We start from the raw sequence: 21,410 nt of genomic DNA on the forward strand, positions 1-21,410 counted from the left end.
CGCCTACAGCATCTAACCCAGCTGGTATTACAGTTGAGTGTATTGGTGATGTGCCTGCTGCTGATATTTCAGTAGTAACAGATGCTGCCGATAACTGTTCAGTACCTGTTGTTGCTTTTGTTAGCGATAGCTCGGATGGTCAATCTTGTCCTGAAACGATTACGAGAACTTATAGTGTTACAGATGATTGTAACAACTCGATTAACGTAACGCAAACTATTATTGTTGGTGATACAATCGCGCCTGCTGAACCTGATGTACCTGCAGATGCTACATATAGTTGTATAGTTGATGTACCAGATATGATGCCTTTATCAACAACTGATAACTGTGATGGTGAATTAACATCGCAAGGTGTTGAAACTATGGATAATTCCGATTTATGTAATGTCGTAATTACACGTACATGGGAATTTGTTGACTCATGTAACAACATGACAAGTGTATCACAAACTATTAATGTGATTGATACGACGCCTCCATCGGTGACAAATGATTTATCTGATATTACAGTAAGTTGTGATGCTATTCCAGAACCTCCTGTTCTTGAATTTGATGAATGCTCTACAAATGTTGTTATAGTTGGTGATAACCCTCAAGTAACAAGTAATTTTGATCCAAACAATCCTGGTGATTATCAAATAACTTGGACCTGGAATGTTATTGACAATTGTAACTTAAAAGCAGTATTCGTACAAAATGTTTTTGTAACTCTACAAGATTTTGTGACAACGGTTACAGATGATAGATGTACAGATGACGGAGCAATAGATTTATTTGGCTATTACTCTGGTAATGACACCTCTGGCACATGGGAAGTGATTTCTGGTGACACAGTATTAGACGGAAGCATATTTGATCCGTTAGAAGTTGAGCTTGGAGATTATATATTCAGCTATTCTGTTGAAGACAATGGTTGTTTAAGTACAACAGAAGTAACAATAAATGTAAATGACGAGTGTATTCCTTTAGCATGTGATGACATTACTGTATCAACAGCTGTAACACCAAACGGTGACCAGTGGAATGAATACTTTGAAGTATTTGGTGCTGAAGATTGTGGATTTGCTATAGATATTAAGATATTTAACCGTTGGGGAGCTGTCATCTTTGAAGCCAACAGCTATCAAAATGACTGGAACGGTACGGCTCATAACTCATCGTTTGGAAATTCAGATAAAGTCCCAACAGGAACATACTACTATATTATTAATCTAAAGAATAGTGGATTGAAACCTTTCACAGGTTACTTCTACGTAGGAACCAAATAAAACTTAGACCTATGAAACTTATAAAACATTATATAATTGCATTGGCATTATTAAGTTGTACGGTTGGAATTGCACAACAGTTACCGCAATTCACTCAATACATGTATAATACCATCTCGATTAACCCAGCCTACGCTGGTAGTAGAGAAACTTTAAGTGTAGTTGGTCTACATAGAAGTCAATGGGTTGGCTTTGATGGTGGTCCAATAACCCAAACCCTTTCTGTTCATTCACCTTTAAGAAATGATAAGATTGGTATAGGAGCTTCATTTATCAATGACAAATTGGGTGATGAGCGATTCAGCTATTTTTATGGTGATTTCTCATATACTATTAAAACAGGTGAGAAAACTGAATTAGCATTTGGTGCTAAAGCTGGTCTTACGAGTTATAGTCTTGACAGAGCTAATACAGATCCAACGGGACAAGATCCTTTGGTTTTTGGAGTTGAAGATCGCATGAACTTTAACATTGGTGCTGGTTTGTACTGGCACAGCCAACGTTGGTATTTAGGACTTTCAGCACCAAGACTTTTAACTAATGATTATAGTAATGAATCACCTGATGGACAAGAATACCAAGCTTTAGAACGTGTAGGTTATTATTTTACAGGTGGATATGTGTTTGACCTAGGTGAAAATACAAAATTAAAACCCGCTTATTTATTAAAAGCAACCAATGGTGCTCCGCTATCATTTGACATCACTGCTAACTTTTTGTTTTACGAAAAGTTCTGGTTAGGTGCTGGTTACAGAATTGATCAAAATACTTCAGCTTTAGCTGGTATTGCTGACTTCCAAGTATCAAAACAGTTACGTATTGGATACTCATATGAATATCCTTTGTCTGACTTAAATGATTACACTGGAGGAACCCATGAAGTTTTAATAATGTTTGAATTATTTAAAACAAAACGAATTAAATCACCTAGATATTTCTAAAAATAAAATCGTATGAAAACTAAAGTAATATTCACAATAATTGCATTAAGTAGTACTTTTCTATTTTCGCAAAAAAAAGTAGCTGACAGATTTTTTGACAACTACGCTTACCTAAAAGCGGCCGAGTTGTACGAAGAAGCAGTCATGAAAGGTGATAGTTCAGAACACGTTTTGACTAGATTAGGAGACTGTTACTATAACAATTCGTTAACGCAACAAGCTTCAAAGTGGTACAACCTGGCTCTACGAAAGTATGAAAAGGTTAACCCAGAATACATTTATAAATATATTCAATCCCAACGTAGTTTAGGAAACTATGAAGAAGCTGACAAGTGGTTGGTAACATTTAAAGAAATACAGGATGATGATAGTCGTGCTGAAGAATTAGATGGCAGTAACATTCACTTATACAAAGAATTAGAATCTAAAAAAGGTATTGTTGTTGAAACTAAAAACCTAGACGCTAATTCCAGTTATTCAGATTTTGGTGGTTTTGTACATGAAAACAAACTATACTTTGCTTCAGCTAGAAATACTGAAAATGACATTTATAAATGGAATGGAGAGCCGTATTTAGATATCTATTCAGGTGAAATAAGTAATGATGAAGAAAACAAATACGAACTTGGCGATGTTACAGGCGTAGAGTTTGACGAAGTAAAGCGTGATGATATTCACGAAGCTAGTGTTTGTATTACGAATGATGGTAACACCATGTACTTTACAAGAGATAATGTTGATAAAAGAAATAAGCCTCGATATGACAAAAAAGGAACTTCTCACTTAAAAATTTACAAAGCCACAAAAACCGACGAAGGTTGGGGAGAAAGTGTAGAATTACCATTCAATGACGAGGTGTTTTCTACAGGTCATCCAACATTGAGTCCAGATAATAAAACGCTTTATTTTGTTTCTGACCGTGAAGGTGGTTATGGACAAACAGATATCTACAAAGTATCCATTGATGGTGACAGCTATGGCACTCCAGAAAATTTAGGAGAGTCAGTAAATACAGAAGGACGTGAAATGTTCCCATTTGTTGCTAAAGATAGTACCTTATACTTCTCTTCTGACGGATTCTTAAATTTAGGATTATTAGATATTTTTAAATCTAATATTATTAAAGACGACTCTGCGGAAACAGAAAACCTTGGTGCACCATATAACAGTGGTTACGATGATTTTGCTTTCTATATCAATAGTGATACTAAAGAAGGTTATTTTACATCAAATAGACCAGGCGGTAAAGGTGGTGACGACATTTACAGTTTAAAAGAAATGCCTTGTAAACAAATGATTAAAGGTGTTGTAAGAGATAGTTTAACCCTAATGCCATTGGTTGGTGCTAAAGTTCAACTTATTGACGAAGCTGGTAAAATTGTTTCTGAAACTGAAACCAATGAAGAAGGCGAATACGAAATTGAAGCCGATTGTGATCAGATATACACCGTTCTTGGTAGTATGGCAGATTACAAAGATGACAAGAAAGATGTAACGACTTCTGATGTTAATGGTGAAGAAAATGAAGTTGATTTAAACTTAATACCATTAATTATTGGTGGTGAAATAGTAATCAACCCAATATTCTTTGACTTTGATAAGTGGAATATACGTCCAGATGCAGCCTACGAACTTGAAAATATCGTATCTGTAATGCGTGCACATCCAAATATGGTTATTAAAATTGAATCGCATACTGATAGTCGTGGTAGTGACCGCTACAACATGAAGTTGTCTGACAGACGTGCCAAATCAACTCAAAAGTATTTATACTCTAGAGGAATTGAAGAGGAACGCATTGAAAGTGCCATTGGTTATGGTGAAACGCAATTGGTTAACGAATGTTCTAATGGTGTATCATGTTCTAAAGAACAGCACCAAGCTAATAGACGATCTAAATTTATCATCTTAAGTGATAATCAATAACATACCCTTATGAAACGCTAGTTAAGCTGCTACAAGCAGTTTAGCTGGTGCCTTCAATTACAATACTAGTTACATAAGATTTAAGTAAATTGATTTAATATGCTTACAATATTAAAACCTTCCTAACAATGATCTTATTAACTAAAAAGCCACTCCTAGCGAGTGGCTTTTGAATTTTAAAAATATTAGATTTGTAGGTACATGGAATAAATATAACATTACGAGTAATGTTATTTATGTGTTTTACAACATTAGAAAATGACAAAAAAGTTACTGATAATAATAATTTCGGGAATTCTATTTCATTCTTGTCAAGAGAAAGAACAATCCAATTCGCTTGTTCAAACAGTTAAAGAAAAGAATTGGGATATTGAAAAGTTAAACAATAGAGCTGTTCAACACCTAGATACTACTAAATGGGATATAAAGCTATTTAATCAAGACATTGAAACATATAATAAGTATTCTAAAATTTTTCAGAGTTATCCATTAAACAAATCGCCTTTTCCAGTAGCTGAATATAATTATGCTGTATCCAGTAATCCGTTTGTAATGGATATGGACTCTACAGTTTTTAAAGGTGTAAGAATTGGAGAATTTGAAAACCCAGAAAGTGAAATAATAATCGATAAACTAACCTTAATTATTTTAACAAATGACAAGGATGCAGAAGAAACCACATTGGTTGATTCACGTAATTATCCGTATTTAACAGCACAAGGAATATTTAAAGTAAAAAACAATGAATTTGATTGGGTGTTTTCCGCAAGTCCAGATGGATATTCTACATTGCTTATAAATATGAAACTTTTTGATTTAAGATTTGGAGAAACAATCATAATTTATCCCCAAACAGACAAATCATTCCTATATGATCAAATAAAAGATTCACCAAATAACTATGAAACTTTTAAAGACTTCAAGAAATCTATAATGACTAATCCAAAAGTGAAGAAACATCTGATTTCTAAAAAAAATATTAAATAAAAACATTGAACAACAATGGCAATAAGTAATTCTTCTTCTAGCCTACTTTGGTCTTTATTTGCAAAGTTAAGTGCTAACCCACCTAACGAAAATATGGCCAAGCCGTTGGCTATGTTTTTTAAAAAAAGTTAAAAAAAACCTCGAATTATCGAGGTTCTTTTATTAATATCAATGTATTGCTGATTATTTTGGCATTACCACTGTATTTATTACATGAATGACACCATTGCTACCCATAACATCTGTGGCAGTAATTTCACTAAAATTTCCATTTGAGTCTTTTAGCCAAATTTTGCCGTCTTTTTCCAAAACAGTAAGCATCTGCCCATTTAAAGCTTTTAGTTCAACCATGCCATTACCTTTCTTCAACGCAGCAACTACATCAGTCGCAGTAATTTTACCAGGTATTACATGATAAGTTAAGATATTAGCTAATGCTTTTTGATTTTTTTGTTCTAAAAGAGAATTTAATGTTTTTGAATCAATTTTGGCGAACGCATCGTTTGTTGGTGCAAAAACTGTAAAGGGTCCATCTCCTTGTAAGGCACTAACTAAATTCGCAGCCTTTAAAGCTGTCACTAATGTTGTAAAATCTTCATTACCAACAGCAACTTCGACTATCGATTCTTGGGCACTAGCATTGGCAGTAACACCTAATGTCAGAGCAATTGTTAAAATAAGAACTAATTTTTTCATAATATTTTTTTTTAAAATTCATGTAAAGATATAACTAATATAATTGTTTGTCTAACTTTTTAACTTTTAATTTAGACAAAAAAATAAATGACTTAATTAAAACTTCAGTCATAAACGTTTATTATTTAATTCTACTAGTCTCCTACTTACGAAATTTATAGCGTCAGCTTGCAATACGCTTATTTAGCGAACTTACTATCTGTGATTTATTTATTAACTTTAGAAGATCAACACACGACGAAATCATACACAAATACTTCTTGATTCATTTAGAGAAATTCAAATTATGATAAGAAAACTTAAAATTATCTGTTTACTTTTACTACTGCCAATTTATTTAGTTGCACAAGAACCAAGTACTAATTCATCTAATCAAAATGATCTTTTAACTGGAAAATGGAAAGTTGATTTGCGACCTACACCGAATTCTGATGAATATTATCAACCCTTTTTAGTAAAATCTATAAATAATAATACGTTTACAGGAACATTCTATGGTAGTGACATAAAAAATGCCCTGATAAATGAAAATTGGTCAAAACTTTATTTCGCATTTTCTACATCAGATCAAAGTAATGACTATTATCACTCCGGTTATCTCGAAAATGGTAAGCTCTATGGAATAACATATTGTCCAAATCGAGAATTTACCGCTCCTTGGACAGCGACCAGAGATTAAAACGAGCGTTCAATAACACGTTCAGTTCGTTGTGTAAAAATTTCTTCTCGGATATCCTGCGTATTTACTAATTGTATTTTACGACTGAAAAGTCCGCTAGACATTTTCTAAAAAGTGCCATACAATATATCGTTGAGAAAACATAAAAAAAGACTACCAGAACGGTAGTCTTTTTCAGTTAAGTAAATTGATTTAGGTTGCTATTAATCTATCTATATACTAACAATTATGAGTCGGTTATTTCTTTACAAAAATATTGGTATAATACCATCTACCTTCACTATTCTGCTCGGCAGATATTTCAAAATCTGTGTAATTTCCTTCAATGTTTTCTCGGTGACCATCACTATTTAACCAGGCATTTACAACAGACTGTGCAGATGTATAGCCATAGGCCACATTCTCCGATACTCTATTGGCTCCTACACTATTTACCAAATAGTTTTTACGTTGGAAAAAATTATCGTGTGAGACGTTATTTTGAGCAATCATATAATCCGTATGACTATAAGCTTGGGCCTTTATAACGTTCATATTATCTAGCGGGTTTAATCCAAGACTTAATCTGTGATCATTAATAAGTTCCATAATCTCCACTTCAATAGCTTTGGTTTCAGGAACAATTAATTCAGCATGTGCGTTGTTTGCATTTTCATCTAATGATTCTGATGAACACGAGGTTGCGAGCATGATAAGCAATACCATAACAGGCAATAAAGTAGGTCTTTTCATTGTTAGGTTATTTAGATTTGGGATAGTAAAATTAACTTCCTAACCGAAAGAGAGTGTTAAAGAAATGTTAAAATCGATAAAAGACATGCTTTTTATCGATTGTTTATGTTTTTAATCGATGAAATGCACGTTTTGAAGTGAAAATAGTGTTTTTAATCGGTTTTTTTATGGCGATAATCGATTTTTTGACCAATTGAATTCTGCATCTAGTTTATAGCGAATTCGATCGTGCAATCTATTAGGTCTCCCTTGCCAAAATTCTATTTCAACAGGTTTAACAAGGTAACCACCCCAAAAGTCAGGACGTTGAATAGTTTTACCTTCATACTGCTTTTCAAGTGCTTTCAATTCACTTTCAAGGGTTTCTCTGTCTGAAATAACAGCACTTTGTTCAGATACTATAGCACCTAACTGGCTACCTCTAGGACGTGACTCAAAATAGCCATCACTTAAATTTTCAGCAATTTTTTCAGCTTTACCCTTAATAATAATCTGACGTTCGGCCCCATGCCAAAAAAAGGATAGGCTTACATTTGGATTATTAGCTATTGCCCTACCCTTTTCACTATTGTAATTTGTAAAAAATATAAAGCCTTCATAAGTATAACGCTTAAGCAAAACAATTCTATTTTTGGGATAACCATCTAGACCAATAGTAGATATGGTCATAGCGTTAGTTTCGTCTTCTGGAAAATGGGTATCAACCTCATGAAACCAAGTTCTAAACAACTCTAATGGATTATCAGGTGATTGCTCCAGTGATAGTTCTCCTTTTTCGTAAGATTTTCTGTAATTGCTTAAGTCTGCATCCATTAGGAATACTGGTTATTTAAATTAATAATTAATTAAGGTCTATATTTTTTAACTACTGAAATTTCTTATAAATTTAAGCAATATTTGATGAAATGAATTTTGAAAAGAGTAATTATTTTAAGCTTTTAAATCACAAGAAATTAGCGCTTTCTTTTGGTGATTTTTATTTAATGAATAGATTTATTATTTCAGAATTACATGAAGGTATTCACTTTGATTGGGATAAAATTCAAGTTTTAGCTGCCGAGCTCATTAGACATTATGGCTACGGACTGAAAATTGGGTATATATCAAATAGAATAAACCCTTACTCGCTTGATCCGCATTTATGGACACAATTTAATCAAGAGTTTGGATTTATTATAGCCAGTGCTGCAGTTGTTTATGATGATATAAGCTATATGAATGCTACTTTAGAAAAGCAGTTTACAAGCAATAGTTTAAAACGTTGCTCTAGCCTAGAGGAAGCTATTTATTGGATGCAAAATATTGAAGAGTTTAAAATTTAAACACTTTTCCAGCTTTTGCTAGTTCAACATTTTCAAAAACGGTTTTTGCTTCTTCTTTAAAACTTGAGATATCGTCATACCGTGTGGAATAGTGTCCCAGTATTAAAGTACCAACTTCTGCCTTTTTTGCAATAGTGGCTGCTTCAATGGCACTGCTGTGCTTTGTTGGGTTTGATAAATGTGCGTGTTTTTCTAAAAATGTAGATTCATGATACAAAACATGAGCCTTTTCAATTACAGGTAGAATGGTTTCTGTATAAGCCGTGTCACTGCAATAAGCATAACTTTTAGGAGTATTTGGCTCTTTGGTAACAGTCGCATTTTTAATTAACACACCATTTTCATTGGTTACATCAAAACCTTGCTTGAGTTTTCTATAGTAGGCAACATCAATATTAGCATTTAAGACGGCATTGATATCCAACTTGCGTTCTCCCAATTTTTCCTGAAACAAAAAACCATTTGTATAAATCCTATGTTTTAACGGGATAGTGCGGACTAAAACTTTGTCATCTTCAAAAATGATTTCTGATTCTGTAGATGTCAACTCATGAAAAATAAGTTGGTAATTAGTCCAAGAATTGCCAAGCTTTAACTGTAGGGTTATGGCTTCTTTTAATCCTTTAGGTCCATAGATATGTAAATCGGTTTCTCTGGTCAATAATCTAAACGTAGATATCAGCCCAATCAATCCGAAAAAGTGGTCTCCATGCAGATGGGAAATAAAAATGTGCTTAATCCTGGAGAATTTGACTTTATTTCTGCGAAGTTCCACTTGAGTCCCTTCACCACAATCAATTAAAAAGATATGGTTTTTAATTTCTAAAACCTGTGAAGTTGGGTTTGTATCAATACGAGGTGTTGCACTATGACAGCCTAAAATGGTTAACTTCATTTTAAAATCCTAAATCGCGCTCCATTTCCTCCATTTCTATGATATCATAAGCTTCCTGCATGGTAGGTACAACAACCAATTCATCTGGCATTTCGTCTAAATTGACTTTATCCGTAACAATGACAAATGAGTTTTTGGCTTTCCTGTGAATGTTTGAAATTTTTAAAAACTCAACTATTTCATTTAGCGCAATTGGTTTTAAACTAGTTAAAGAAACGATGACATTATCATTTTTAAAACGATTGTATAAAACATCTAGCTTTTTTACTAATTCTACAATTGAAGCTTTCTCTTGAGTAATAATTGTAATATTGTCTTTCTTGTCAAAAATCATAATACTATTGTTTAATTTTTGATGCTAATAAATAAATAACAGCCATTCTAATTGCCACACCGTTTTGTACTTGGTCTAAAATAATGGCTTGATCTGAATCTGCAACATCGCTGGTGATTTCAACACCACGATTAATAGGTCCTGGATGCATTATGGTAATTTCCTTATCCAAAGAATTCAGTAATTCCATATTTACACCATATTGTTGGGTATATTCTCTAGCCGATGGAAAATAGCTCACAGCCATACGTTCATTTTGAACACGAAGCATGTTGGCTACATCACACCAGTTTAAAGCTTTTCTTAAATTGGTTTCAACCGTTACACCAAGTTTATCAATATATTTTGGTATTAAAGTTTTGGGACCACAAACCATGACCTGTGCGCCTTGCGTTTTTAATGCGAATATATTTGATAATGCCACACGACTATGCAATATATCTCCAACTATAACAACTTTTTTACCCTTTACATCCCCTAATCTCTCACGAATGGAATACGAGTCCAATAAAGCCTGTGTAGGATGTTCATGCGCGCCATCTCCTGCATTTATAATACTTGCATTCACATGATTAGACAAAAATACACTGGCACCAGGATTTGGGTGTCTCATGACTACCATATCCACTTTCATGGATAGGATATTGTTAACAGTATCAATTAAAGTCTCTCCTTTTTTTACGGATGATTGTGATGCCGAAAAATTAATAACATCGGCCGAAAGTCGCTTTTCAGCTAATTCAAATGATAACTTGGTTCTAGTTGAGTTTTCGAAAAATAAATTGGCAATGGTGATATCACGAAGTGAAGGTACTTTTTTAATTGGTCTATTAATAACCTCTTTAAAATGGTCAGCAGTTTCAAAAATAAGCTGAATATCCTCATTGTTAAGATATTTAATTCCCAATAAGTGATTAACACTTAACTCGTTCATACTATTATTTATTAATTAAGTAAACAGCATCTTCTCCTTGTTCTTCTTGCCAATGCACAATTACTTTTTCTTCGTTAATAGCATCTACCTGTCTCCCTTTATAATTTGGCTGGATAGGTAAATGTCTGCTAAAACGTCTGTCAATTAAAGTTAATAATTCAATTTCGTTTGGTCTTCCAAATGATTGAATAGCCGTCAAAGCCGCTCTAATACTTCTTCCGGTGTACAGAACATCATCAATAAAGACAATTTTTTTACCTTCTACAAGAAAATCAATTTTGGTGGTATTAGCTTCCAAAGGCTTGTCACTTCTTCTAAAATCATCTCTAAAAAAAGTGATATCTAAATGGCCCAATTGCACATTTTTTACCTTATAATCCGTTTTTAGCATTTGCGTCAAACGATTGGCTAAATATTTACCTCTTGGCTGAATACCAATTAAAACCGTATTAGTAAAGTCATTGTGATTCTCAATAAGTTGACAAGCCAATCGATGAAGAATGATGTTTACCTCTTTTGCGTTAAGTAAAACTTTTTGACTCATAAACTACCCAAACGTGTTTGGAGTACAAAGATAATGCAAAAAAATAAAAAAGCCTTCCAAAAATTGGAAGGCTTTTACTTTATAATAGAATGGGATATTATTTCCCTTCCATTTTATCTTTAAGAGCTTGCAATGTGTCATTAGCGTCACCAAGTGTTGGTTTTGCTTCAGCAGCAGCATTATTGGCAGCAGCTTTTACATTGGCAGCTTCTTCTTCTCTAAAGATAGCCGTATGCGATGCAACTACACGTTTAAACTCTTTGTTAAATTCAATGATTTTGAATTCTGCTTCTTCACCTTTCTTAAGTTTCTTTCCGTCTTCTTTTTCCATATGACGAGAAGGAACAAAAGCCACGATATCTTCATTAAAATCAATAGTAGCACCTTTGTCAACTATTTCAGTTAATTCAGCTTTGTGTACAGTACCTACAGCGAATTCTTTTTCATATTTATCCCAAGGATTGTCAGTTGTTTGTTTGTGACCTAAACTTAATTTACGCCCTTCAACGTCTAATTCTAGAACCACAACGTCTAACTTATCACCTACGTTACAGAACTCACTTGGATGCTTAATTTTCTTCGTCCAAGATAAATCTGAAATATAAATTAATCCATCAATACCTTCTTCTAACTCTACAAATACACCAAAGTTAGTGAAGTTACGTACAGTTCCAGTATGTTTAGAACCTACAGGATATTTTTTAGTAATATCTGTCCATGGATCTGGTGTTAATTGCTTAATACCAAGTGACATTTTACGATCTTCTCTATCTAACGTTAAGATTTGAGCTTCAACTTCATCTCCAACAGAAACGAAATCTTGTGCTGATCGTAAGTGCGTAGACCATGACATTTCAGAAACGTGAATTAATCCCTCAACGCCGTCAACAACTTCAATAAATGCACCGTAATCTGCAATAACAACTACTTTACCTTTTACTTTGTCACCAACTTTAACGTCTTCACCTAATGCATCCCATGGATGTTTAGATAATTGCTTAAGACCTAATTGGATTCTTGATTTATCTTCATCAAAATCAAGGATAACTACGTTTAATTTTTGATCTAACTCAACAATCTCATTTGGATGGTTGATACGTGACCAAGAAAGATCGGTAATATGGATAAGACCATCAACACCACCAAGGTCAATAAACACACCATAAGAAGTAATGTTTTTAACAATACCTTCTAATACTTGTCCTTTTTCTAACTGACCAATAATTTCTTTCTTTTGCTCTTCAATATCCGCTTCAATAAGCGCTTTATGAGAAACAACAACGTTTTTGAATTCGTGGTTGATTTTAACCACTTTGAATTCCATTGTTTTATTTACGTACTGATCGTAATCGCGAATTGGCTTAACATCAATTTGTGAACCAGGTAAGAATGCTTCAATTCCAAAAACATCTACAATCATACCTCCTTTAGTTCTACACTTAACAAAACCGTTAACGATTTCTCCAGTATCATGCGCAGCATTAACACGATCCCATGCTTTGATAACACGAGCCTTTCTGTGTGATAATACTAGCTGACCTGTAGCGTCTTCACGAACATCAATTAATACTTCTACTTTGTCTCCAACTTTTAAGTTAGGATTGTAACGGAATTCGTTTAATGAAATAACACCTTCAGACTTAGCGTTGATGTCAATTATGGCATCACGATCTGTAATGTGAATAACTTCACCTTCAACAACTTCATCATCTAAAGTGTCAACGAAATTTTCTGCTACTAATTTTTCAAATTCTTTTAATTGAGAATCTTCAACTTCATCAATACCTTCTTGGTAATTGTGCCAGTTAAAATCTTTTAAGAATTTTTCAGGGTTTTTTTGAGCTTCAGATACCTCTGGAGCTTCAACTGTTTGAGTTTCAGTTTCAGTTGTTTCAACTGCTTGTGCTTCAGTTGCTTCAACTTCCGCTTGTTTTGCTTTTTCAGCCATGTGCTGATAATAATTTGTATTCTGTTATGTTTTGGAAAATTTAAGCAATTAACACACAGAAGTGTTATGTTTTATTTAGTTATCCCTTTTCAATTTCCAACGCATTGCTAAAAAGGAGTGCAAAAATACTACTTTTTACTTAATAAAACAATAGCTTAATTACTGAAAATTAATTATTTATTCTAAATCCTCTAAAGTCTTAAGTGTAAGCTGCAACACTTTTTGAAATTGTTCATCTAAAGTCATGTCTGAATTATCAATTTCAATAGCATCATTTGCCTTGATTAAAGGGGAATCAGTACGATGCGAATCAATGTAATCGCGTTCTTGAATATTTTTTAAAACAGCCTGGTAGTCCACATTATCACCTCTATCTATCAATTCGTTGTAACGTCTTTGCGCTCGTTTTTCTGCTGAAGCAGTCATAAATATTTTCAATTCTGCATTCGGAAACACTACCGTTCCTATATCGCGACCATCCATAACAACTCCTTTCTCCTCTCCCATTTTTTGTTGTTGTTTTACCAACATACTTCTCACCTCTGACACTGCAGCTACTTGACTTACAAAATTTGAGACTTCTAATGTTCTTATCTTCTTCTCAACGTTGATACTATTTAAATAAACATCAGCAATTTGCGTATCCTGATTTAAGGCAAAAGAAATTTCAATAGTATTTAAATTCAAAATCAACCCTTTAACATCAAAGTTGTTCTCATTAATATATCCTTCTTCCATTGCAAACAACGTTACTGCGCGATACATAGCTCCAGAGTCCACATATATGTAACCCAAAAACCTCGCAAGTTCTTTTGCTACAGTACTTTTACCTGTTGATGAAAAACCGTCAATTGCAATGGTAATTTTTCGCATTTATCTCAAATCTATTTGCATTCCAAAAAAATTAGCGTTGGATGCACTCGTATAACGTGCATGGGTAAAGCTAAATCTAAATTTATTAAGTTTTAATCCGATACCTGCAGAAATTCCTGAAAAATTTCTTTGGTCAACTATTCGTAACTCCTCACCTCTTCTAAAATTATAACCCAGTCTAATATTAAAAGCTCCAGCAGGAAAAATTTCTGCACCCAGAATTGTATGACGTAATACATTTCCAAAAAAACCAACCTCCTCCTGCGTTTGATTACCTTCTAAATCAGTTTCTGCTCTTGCCGGATTACCAACACCTATAGGCCATTGTTGAAGATTCTCAAAAGTCAAGTGCCATCTCAAAGGTACATTTTCTAGTGTTTGAGACATACCAAAAGCTATTTCAAGTGGTAACGGTTCATTTTGACCAGCATAGGTTGTGATTTGCATTCCCAAATTTCTAACAACTAGTGTTGCTTGAAATTCAATATCTTCATCAACATACATTAATGCAGCATCAATAGCGCCACCAAATGATGAATACTGCTCCAGCTTTGAAGTTATCAATTTTACAGTACCTCCAAGATAAAAATCAGAATAACCAATTTGTCTGGAATGTCCAAATGATAAGGATGCTTCGCTTCCGCTGAAAGTCCCGGTTGAATTCCCTAATTCATCATAACCGTCAAAACTTCCGTAATTGATGTAAGAAATTCCACCAAAAAAAGTTAACACACGTCTATCCCAAGTGTACCCGTATGCAGCCGTTCCGTAGCTAATTCCTCCTAAATAACTAGAATAATTGACAGCCAATTGATTATCCATTTCTACATTTATGGCAGACGGATTGGTCAATGCTTGAGACACATCATAATCAATGTTGGTAAACACTTTTCCTCCCAATGCAGCTTGCCTTGGAGATGCAATTAAGTTTAAAAACTGGTAGGTTGATTCACCACCAAGTTGCGCACTCGTGTATGTGCTTATTAGTAAGCAAAATAAGGTGGTAATTCTTTTCAACATAAACGCTGCAAAGTAACTAAATCTATATTAAAACGAATGCAAGAATAATTTATTTTTGGAGTAAGAAAAAACCTCGAAAAATATCCGAGGTTTTATATTCATTTATCTTATAATTTTTTGGCGTTTTTAACCTTTTGATTTGTCAATGCCAATTTAATTACGTCGCTCATGTCAGTAACATAATGAAAGGTTAAGCCTTTTAAATATTCAGGTTTAATTTCTTCTATATCACGCCTATTATCCTCACATAGCAAGATTTCTTTTATTCTAGCGCGTTTAGCGGCTAGTATTTTTTCTTTAATACCACCAACAGGTAATACTTTACCTCTTAATGTTATTTCACCCGTCATAGCTATACTTTTCTTCACTTTTCGTTGCGTAAATAGGGATACTAAAGACGTTAACATGGTAATACCTGCACTAGGACCATCTTTTGGTGTCGCTCCTTCTGGAACGTGAATGTGTACATTATATTTATCAAAAATATCTGAATCAATACCTAGTTCATCAGCATTGGATTTTATGAACTCCATAGCAATGGTTGCCGATTCCTTCATGACTTTACCCAAGTTTCCAGTAATATTTAAATTACCCTTTCCTTTGGATAATATAGACTCAATAAATAAAATATCACCTCCTACTCTTGTCCAGGCTAATCCTGTGACAACACCAGCCACATTATTGTTTTCATATTTGTCACGCTCTAATTTTGGACCACCAAGCACTTCAACAATATCAGCATTAGTTACTTTTATGTTGTAATCTTCTTCCATGGCAATATTTTTGGCTGCATGTCTTACCATCTTGGCAAGCTGCTTTTCCAAACCACGAACTCCTGATTCACGTGTATAACCTTCCACAATTTTTTCCAATTGTGGTTTTGCAATTTTAAGGTGTTTTTCAGTCAAACCATGTTCCTTTAACTGCTTTGGTAGTAAATGACGTTTAGCAATCTCAACCTTTTCTTCAATAGTATAACCCGTGACATTAATAATCTCCATTCTATCTCTTAACGCAGGCTGGATGGTAGATAAACTATTGGAAGTTGCTATAAACATAACTTTAGATAAGTCATAGCCCATTTCCAAGAAATTATCATAAAATTCACTATTCTGTTCTGGATCTAAAACCTCTAACATTGCTGAAGATGGATCTCCTTGATGCGAATTTGACAATTTATCAATTTCATCCAAAACAAATACTGGGTTTGAGGTTCCAGCTTTTTTCAAATTTTGCAATATACGTCCTGGCATGGCACCAATATAGGTTTTACGATGTCCTCGTATTTCAGCTTCATCACGTAAACCACCCAAAGACATGCGCACATACTCTCTACCTAAAGCTTCAGCAATTGACTTCCCTAAAGATGTTTTACCAACTCCTGGAGGTCCATACAAGCAAAGAATTGGCGACTTCATATCATTACGCAGTTTAATAACTGCTAAATGTTCAATAATTCTGCGTTTCACATCATCCAATCCGTAATGATCACGATCGAGAATTCGTTTTGCACGTTTTAAATCAAATCTATCCTTACTGTACTTATGCCATGGTAGATCTAAAAATAAGTCTAAATAATTTCTTTGAATCGAGTATTCTGCAACTTGTGGATTCATACGTTGCATTTTGGCCAATTCTTTTTCAAAATGTTTACCAACTTTCTCTGGCCATTTTTTCTTTTTGGCTCGTTGCTTCATTTCCTCCAACTCTTCGTCATGACTCACGCCACCCAATTCTTCTTGGATAGTTTTCATTTGTTGATGTAAGAAATACTCACGTTGTTGCTGGTTCATATCACTTTGAACCTTTAACTGTATATCGTTTTTTAGCTCCAATTTCTGGAACTCAATATTCATATACCTTAACGTTTCCATCGCACGTTCTTTCAAATCATTTATCTCTAATAACTGTTGTTTTTCAGTTACTGAAAGATTCATGTTTGAAGACACAAAATTGATTAAAAACGAATCACTTTGTATATTCTTTATAGCAAATGATGCTTCACTAGGAATATTTGGACTATCCTTGATTATCTGCAGCGATAATTCCTTGATAGAATCGATAATGGCATTAAACTCTTTGTTTTTTTCTGCAGGTCTGGCTTCGGGTACTTCACTTATTGTAGCCTTTAAATAAGGTTCTTCTGAAACAACATCGTTGATTTGAAAACGCTTTTTACCTTGTATAATAACTGTAGTGTTACCATCTGGCATTTTTAGCACTTTTAAAATACGCGCTACAGTACCTGTTTTGTAAATATCTTTTCCTGTTGGATCCTCAACAGATTCGTCTTTTTGTGAAACAACACCAACAACCTTACTGCCGTTGTTTGCATCCTTTATGAGTTTGATAGATTTATCACGACCAGCAGTTATAGGGATTACAACTCCAGGAAATAATACCGTATTTCTCAAAGATAATATTGGTAAAGAATTTGGTAAGTCTTCTTTTCTGATTTCTTCTTCATCTTCAGGAGTCATTAAAGGAATTAACTCCGAATTTTCATCAAAATCTTGTAATGACAAACTGTCAAGGCTTAAAAAATTAGATTTCTTCATAGTTCTATTTAGGTCATTCTGTCATTAATGTACGTAATAACAAAATTTCTATTGTATTTTTATTAATTATCAATATAGCTATAAGTTTGATTTTCAATAATTTAAACTAAAAACAATTCAAATAGCCACTCTATTAGTTCAATTAATGTGCCATGACTTAAAACTTTTTTATCGAAAAGTGTAACAATTAAATAAATATATAATCTTTATAATAACAATTTGAATTTTTGACACTAACCACCAAAAATATCGAAGAACTCGTTGAGTTGTGTAAAGCTGGAAACCAATCCGCGCAATTGGAAGTTTACAACCGATACTATAAAGCTATGTATAACACAGCTTTAAGGATTGTAAAAGACAGTTTTGAGGCTGAAGATATCATGCAAGATTCATTCTTGTCTGCCTTTACAAAACTTGACAGCTTACACGATACAGTGACTTTTGGTTCATGGTTAAAACGAATTGTTGTTAATAACAGTATTTATCATTTTAACAAAAATAGTAAATACCAAAACGTTCCTTATGAAAATGTTATGTATAAAGTTGAAGATGATAATCAGGGAATAGACTCTGAAACATCAACCTCCAACGAAAAAGCGAAATTAGTATTAAGTACTATGAGTCAATTAAAAGACAATTACCGTATTGCATTAACATTACATTTAATAGAGGGTTTTGATTATGAGGAGATTAGTTCATTTATGAAGATATCCTATGCTAATTGTAGAACAACAATTTCTAGAGCAAAAGAAAGCTTGAGACAAAAATTACAACCTATGGTTAACAATTAATTGTAGCATTATGAGTGATAATTTAGAAAACATATTTAAAAAGCTGAATGACAATTTTGATATTGAAGAACCAGCTGCTGACCATAAACAAAGGTTTGCATCAAAATTGAACAATCAAAACTATGTAATTCGTACAAAAGCTAAACCTAGTTTTAATTGGAAGCCTCTAGTTGGGATTGCCGCATCAATAGTTCTCATCATAGTGTTAGTCCTTGGCAACAGTCATGAAGTTAATGCCAAAGGCCTGGCAAGTGTTTCACCCGAAATGGCAAAAACACAAGATTTCTTTACATCAACTATTTCTGTTGAGTTGAAAAAATTAGAGGATGCAAAAAACCCAGAAACCAAATTATTGATTCAGGATGCACTAACCCAATTAAAACGATTAGAAATTGAATATGAATCCCTTATCAATGATTTATCGCAAAGTGGTAATGATCAACGTGTGATTTATGCCATGATATCAAATTTTCAAAACCGAATAGAAGTATTACAAAATACTATAAAGCAAATTGAAATTGTAGAACAATTAAAAAACAGCAACAATGAAAACAACAATACTATCTAAAACCCTTTTTCTCCTTTTACTGATACCTACCGTTATCTTGGCATCAACAAATCCAAATAGTGTTGCCAAACACAAAAAGGAAAAAACTATTAAAAAGTCATTTAATGTCAATGCCAATGCTGAATTAAAAATAGATAATAGTTACGGCAATCTAGATATAGTTACTTGGAATGAAAATCGTATTGAGGTTGAAGTTACTATTACAGTTGAAGGCAGCAATGAAGATAAGGTTTTAAAGAAATTGGACGAAATTACTGTTGATTTCGAATCTAGCTCTAATATGGTTTCTGCAAAAACTATATTTAATAAAAATAAATCAAAATCTTGGTGGAATTGGAATAGCGGAAACAACTCAAGTATGAGTGTTAACTATGTTATAAAAATGCCCATGACAAATTCCGTTGATTTAGATAATGATTATGGAAGTATCCATTTGGATAAATTAGAAGGTCGTGCTAAAATTAGCTGTGATTATGGAAAAATTACTACCAAGGAGCTAATGGGCACAAACAATGTTTTAAACTTTGATTACACACAGAATTGCTATTTTGAATTTATAAATGGTGGAACTATTGATGCTGATTACAGTGGTTTTACCGTAGCCAAAGCAAAAAACATAACCCTTTCAGCTGATTATACCAAATCTGTTTTTGAGATAGCTGAAGACATTACTTATGACTGCGATTATGGTTCACTTAAAGCTGATAAAGCGAATAGCGTAACTGGAAATGGTGATTACCTAACTGTTGTATTAGGTGACATTTATAAGAACGTCACTATTGATGCTGACTATGGATCCATTAAAATAAAACGCATGACTGCAAATGCAGGAAACATCACTATTAATTCTGATTACGTTGGCATTAACATTGGCTATGACAGCGGTTATAATTTCAATTTTGATATCAATCTAGATTATGCTTCATTGCGAGATGCTGATGGCTTTGAGTTTAACAAAAGACGTGAAGAATCAAGCGGAAAATATTATTCAGGTTATCACGGCTCGCAAAACTCCGGCAACCTAGTAAAAATTAATTCAGACTACGGAAGTGTGACTTTCAACAAAAACTAATAACAATCAAAAAACTTAAACCATGAAAAACAAAATTTTATTAACGGTATTCCTATTGAGTGCCATTTCGTTTAGCTGTGCTCAATCTTGGAAGAAAGTATCTGGAAACGGCAACGTAACAACTATAAATCGAACAACTAGTGATTATGATGCTATTAGTTGTGCTGGCTCTTTTGACTATATATTGGTATCTGGAACCGAAGGTCAATTAAAAATTGAAGGTGAAGAAAATTTATTAAAGCACGTTATTACTGAAGTTAAAAACGGAAAACTTGTGGTAAAAACTGAAAGAGGTATTAACCTTAAAACGAGCATGGGTAAAACCATAACTGTTACAATTCCGTTTAGGGATATAAATGCCGTATCCCTATCTGGTTCCGGTGATTTATGGACAGAAGACACGATTTCAACTACCAGTTTAGATGTTTCACTTGCCGGATCAGGTGATATGAAATTAGATATCAAAGCGACCTCTGTTGAAAGCAGTATAGCTGGTTCTGGCGATATTGATTTAAAAGGTAAGACAACTAATTTGGAGGTCAGTATTGCCGGATCAGGAGACTACAGTGGATTTGGTCTCGAAGCTGATAACACTGAAGTATCTATTTCTGGCTCTGGAAATGCCGAAGTAGTAAGCAATTTATTTATCAAAGCGCGTATTTCGGGTTCAGGTGATGTGGAATACAAAGGTAATCCTGATAAAGAAGATACTAAAGTATCGGGTTCAGGAAGTGTAAGTAGTCGATAGTAATATCGAATATTAAAACAATAAAGCGACTATGCTTGTTTCAATTAAACAAAACATAGTCGCTTTTTAATATATAGCTATTAGGCAAATGATTAATCCGTGTCTCGATATAGTCTAGCAGCAACATAACTCGTTCCATTTTGAGATTGCTCAAGGTTTAAAGAACTGCTCTCTATATTGCTAAACCTAAACCAAGCTTCTGATGCTGATTGACCAGTCCCTTCCAAATTTTCAATTTTCATAATTCTATCACTCTCATTTTCCCAAAACCAATCGCCAGTTGAAACCAATTCATTTCCTAATAATTCAATTTTTTGTTCGTACATACCATTGGAATGAAAATAAACATCTGCGGTAAAATCTTCAGAGTCATACCACCACTTATCGTAAATCGAAGAAATATTACTATTACTTCCCCCATTTCCATTACCTCCTCCATTTTGTGTACCATCACTAAACTCACCTTCTAAAGGTTCATTATCACAAGATGTTATTGAAAACATGACAAACGCCATGATGAAAATGGAAACAAATTTTATATTCTTCATATCTAGATTAATTAATTAAAGTA

General features: G+C 33.6%; 22 protein-coding genes. 10 read left to right on the forward strand and 12 right to left on the reverse strand.

The genetic code is table 11. The annotated features are described in order from the left end of the window. From HGK31_RS10405 to HGK31_RS10420, 4 genes are all read left to right on the forward strand, one after another. Window positions 1-1,271: gliding motility-associated C-terminal domain-containing protein (locus HGK31_RS10405; RefSeq protein WP_191859746.1), on the forward strand; the 1,271-nt coding region annotated here is incomplete at its 5' end. An 11-nt stretch (window positions 1,272-1,282) separates the two neighbouring features. Beyond that, window positions 1,283-2,212: a PorP/SprF family type IX secretion system membrane protein gene (locus HGK31_RS10410; protein WP_191859748.1), complete on the forward strand. Its 930-nt coding sequence runs from the start codon at window positions 1,283-1,285 to the stop codon at window positions 2,210-2,212. A 12-nt stretch (window positions 2,213-2,224) separates the two neighbouring features. Continuing rightward, window positions 2,225-4,138, forward strand: a complete 1,914-nt coding sequence (locus tag HGK31_RS10415) for an OmpA family protein (RefSeq protein WP_191859750.1) — start codon at window positions 2,225-2,227, stop codon at window positions 4,136-4,138. Between the two features lie 258 nt (window positions 4,139-4,396). Next, window positions 4,397-5,125 carry a hypothetical protein gene (locus HGK31_RS10420; RefSeq protein WP_191859752.1) on the forward strand — a complete coding sequence of 243 codons (729 nt, stop codon included), beginning with the start codon at window positions 4,397-4,399 and terminating at the stop codon, window positions 5,123-5,125. A gap of 183 nt (window positions 5,126-5,308) precedes the next feature. On the opposite strand, the gene HGK31_RS10425 is transcribed toward HGK31_RS10420, so the two are convergent. Next, the gene (locus tag HGK31_RS10425) at window positions 5,309-5,821 is read right to left on the reverse strand and encodes a fasciclin domain-containing protein (protein ID WP_191859754.1); all 513 of its coding nucleotides are present in this window, start codon (window positions 5,819-5,821) and stop codon (window positions 5,309-5,311) included. A gap of 286 nt (window positions 5,822-6,107) precedes the next feature. Here HGK31_RS10425 and HGK31_RS10430 point away from each other — a divergent pair, with 286 nt between their 5' ends. Beyond that, entirely contained in the window at window positions 6,108-6,500 is a 393-nt protein-coding gene (locus tag HGK31_RS10430; RefSeq protein WP_191859756.1) for a hypothetical protein, read from the forward strand. Between the two features lie 237 nt (window positions 6,501-6,737). Here the strand turns inward: HGK31_RS10430 and HGK31_RS10435 are convergent, their stop codons facing one another. Further along, window positions 6,738-7,232 carry a CAP domain-containing protein gene (locus tag HGK31_RS10435; protein WP_230401641.1) on the reverse strand — a complete coding sequence of 165 codons (495 nt, stop codon included), beginning with the start codon at window positions 7,230-7,232 and terminating at the stop codon, window positions 6,738-6,740. 165 nt (window positions 7,233-7,397) lie between these two features. Then, on the reverse strand, window positions 7,398-8,045 hold the full coding sequence (gene pdxH / locus HGK31_RS10440) for a pyridoxamine 5'-phosphate oxidase (RefSeq protein ID WP_191859758.1): 648 nt from the start codon (window positions 8,043-8,045) through the stop codon (window positions 7,398-7,400). Window positions 8,046-8,137: 92 nt separating this feature from the next. On the opposite strand from pdxH, the gene HGK31_RS10445 reads away from it, so the two are divergent. Next, window positions 8,138-8,554, forward strand: coding sequence for a hypothetical protein (locus HGK31_RS10445; RefSeq protein WP_191859760.1), 417 nt, complete (start codon window positions 8,138-8,140; stop codon window positions 8,552-8,554). On the opposite strand, the gene HGK31_RS10450 is transcribed toward HGK31_RS10445, so the two are convergent. The 8 genes from HGK31_RS10450 to lon all read right to left on the reverse strand — a co-directional run bounded on the left by HGK31_RS10450 (window position 8,544) and on the right by lon (window position 17,660). After that, entirely contained in the window at window positions 8,544-9,449 is a 906-nt protein-coding gene (locus HGK31_RS10450; protein WP_191859761.1) for a ribonuclease Z, read from the reverse strand. The genes HGK31_RS10445 and HGK31_RS10450 overlap by 11 nt on opposite strands. A gap of 1 nt (window position 9,450) precedes the next feature. Then, window positions 9,451-9,783, reverse strand: a complete 333-nt coding sequence (locus HGK31_RS10455) for a ribonuclease Z (RefSeq protein WP_104735927.1) — start codon at window positions 9,781-9,783, stop codon at window positions 9,451-9,453. Window positions 9,784-9,787: 4 nt separating this feature from the next. After that, window positions 9,788-10,717, reverse strand: coding sequence for an aspartate carbamoyltransferase catalytic subunit (locus HGK31_RS10460; RefSeq protein ID WP_191859763.1), 930 nt, complete (start codon window positions 10,715-10,717; stop codon window positions 9,788-9,790). A 4-nt stretch (window positions 10,718-10,721) separates the two neighbouring features. Then, window positions 10,722-11,261, reverse strand: coding sequence for a bifunctional pyr operon transcriptional regulator/uracil phosphoribosyltransferase PyrR (pyrR, locus tag HGK31_RS10465; RefSeq protein ID WP_191859765.1), 540 nt, complete (start codon window positions 11,259-11,261; stop codon window positions 10,722-10,724). A gap of 97 nt (window positions 11,262-11,358) precedes the next feature. Then, window positions 11,359-13,209, reverse strand: coding sequence for a 30S ribosomal protein S1 (gene rpsA, locus HGK31_RS10470; RefSeq protein WP_191859766.1), 1,851 nt, complete (start codon window positions 13,207-13,209; stop codon window positions 11,359-11,361). 177 nt (window positions 13,210-13,386) lie between these two features. Further along, window positions 13,387-14,082 (reverse strand): (d)CMP kinase, encoded by a 696-nt coding sequence (gene cmk / locus HGK31_RS10475; RefSeq protein ID WP_191859768.1) that lies wholly within the window; start codon window positions 14,080-14,082, stop codon window positions 13,387-13,389. After that, a complete protein-coding gene (porQ, locus tag HGK31_RS10480; protein WP_104735932.1) occupies window positions 14,083-15,102 on the reverse strand; it encodes a type IX secretion system protein PorQ in 1,020 nt (339 codons plus the stop codon). 107 nt (window positions 15,103-15,209) lie between these two features. Further along, window positions 15,210-17,660, reverse strand: a complete 2,451-nt coding sequence (lon, locus tag HGK31_RS10485) for an endopeptidase La (protein ID WP_191859769.1) — start codon at window positions 17,658-17,660, stop codon at window positions 15,210-15,212. 227 nt (window positions 17,661-17,887) lie between these two features. Here lon and HGK31_RS10490 point away from each other — a divergent pair, with 227 nt between their 5' ends. From HGK31_RS10490 to HGK31_RS10505, 4 genes are read left to right on the forward strand one after another with little or no spacing between them, the layout of a single operon-like run. Further along, window positions 17,888-18,451, forward strand: coding sequence for an RNA polymerase sigma factor (locus HGK31_RS10490; protein WP_191859771.1), 564 nt, complete (start codon window positions 17,888-17,890; stop codon window positions 18,449-18,451). Window positions 18,452-18,461: 10 nt separating this feature from the next. After that, window positions 18,462-19,019 (forward strand): hypothetical protein, encoded by a 558-nt coding sequence (locus tag HGK31_RS10495; protein ID WP_223115337.1) that lies wholly within the window; start codon window positions 18,462-18,464, stop codon window positions 19,017-19,019. Continuing rightward, window positions 18,997-20,091, forward strand: coding sequence for a hypothetical protein (locus HGK31_RS10500; protein ID WP_191859773.1), 1,095 nt, complete (start codon window positions 18,997-18,999; stop codon window positions 20,089-20,091). The genes HGK31_RS10495 and HGK31_RS10500 overlap by 23 nt, the downstream gene beginning before the upstream one ends. A 22-nt stretch (window positions 20,092-20,113) precedes the next feature. Next, window positions 20,114-20,839, forward strand: coding sequence for a head GIN domain-containing protein (locus tag HGK31_RS10505; protein WP_191859775.1), 726 nt, complete (start codon window positions 20,114-20,116; stop codon window positions 20,837-20,839). A 92-nt stretch (window positions 20,840-20,931) separates the two neighbouring features. Here the strand turns inward: HGK31_RS10505 and HGK31_RS10510 are convergent, their stop codons facing one another. Further along, complete coding sequence (locus HGK31_RS10510) at window positions 20,932-21,387, reverse strand: hypothetical protein (RefSeq protein WP_191859777.1); 456 nt, start codon at window positions 21,385-21,387, stop codon at window positions 20,932-20,934. Window positions 21,388-21,410 lie beyond the last annotated feature (23 nt).

This window comes from Hanstruepera ponticola, assembly GCF_012931685.1.
GTDB classification, from domain to species: domain Bacteria; phylum Bacteroidota; class Bacteroidia; order Flavobacteriales; family Flavobacteriaceae; genus Hanstruepera; species Hanstruepera ponticola.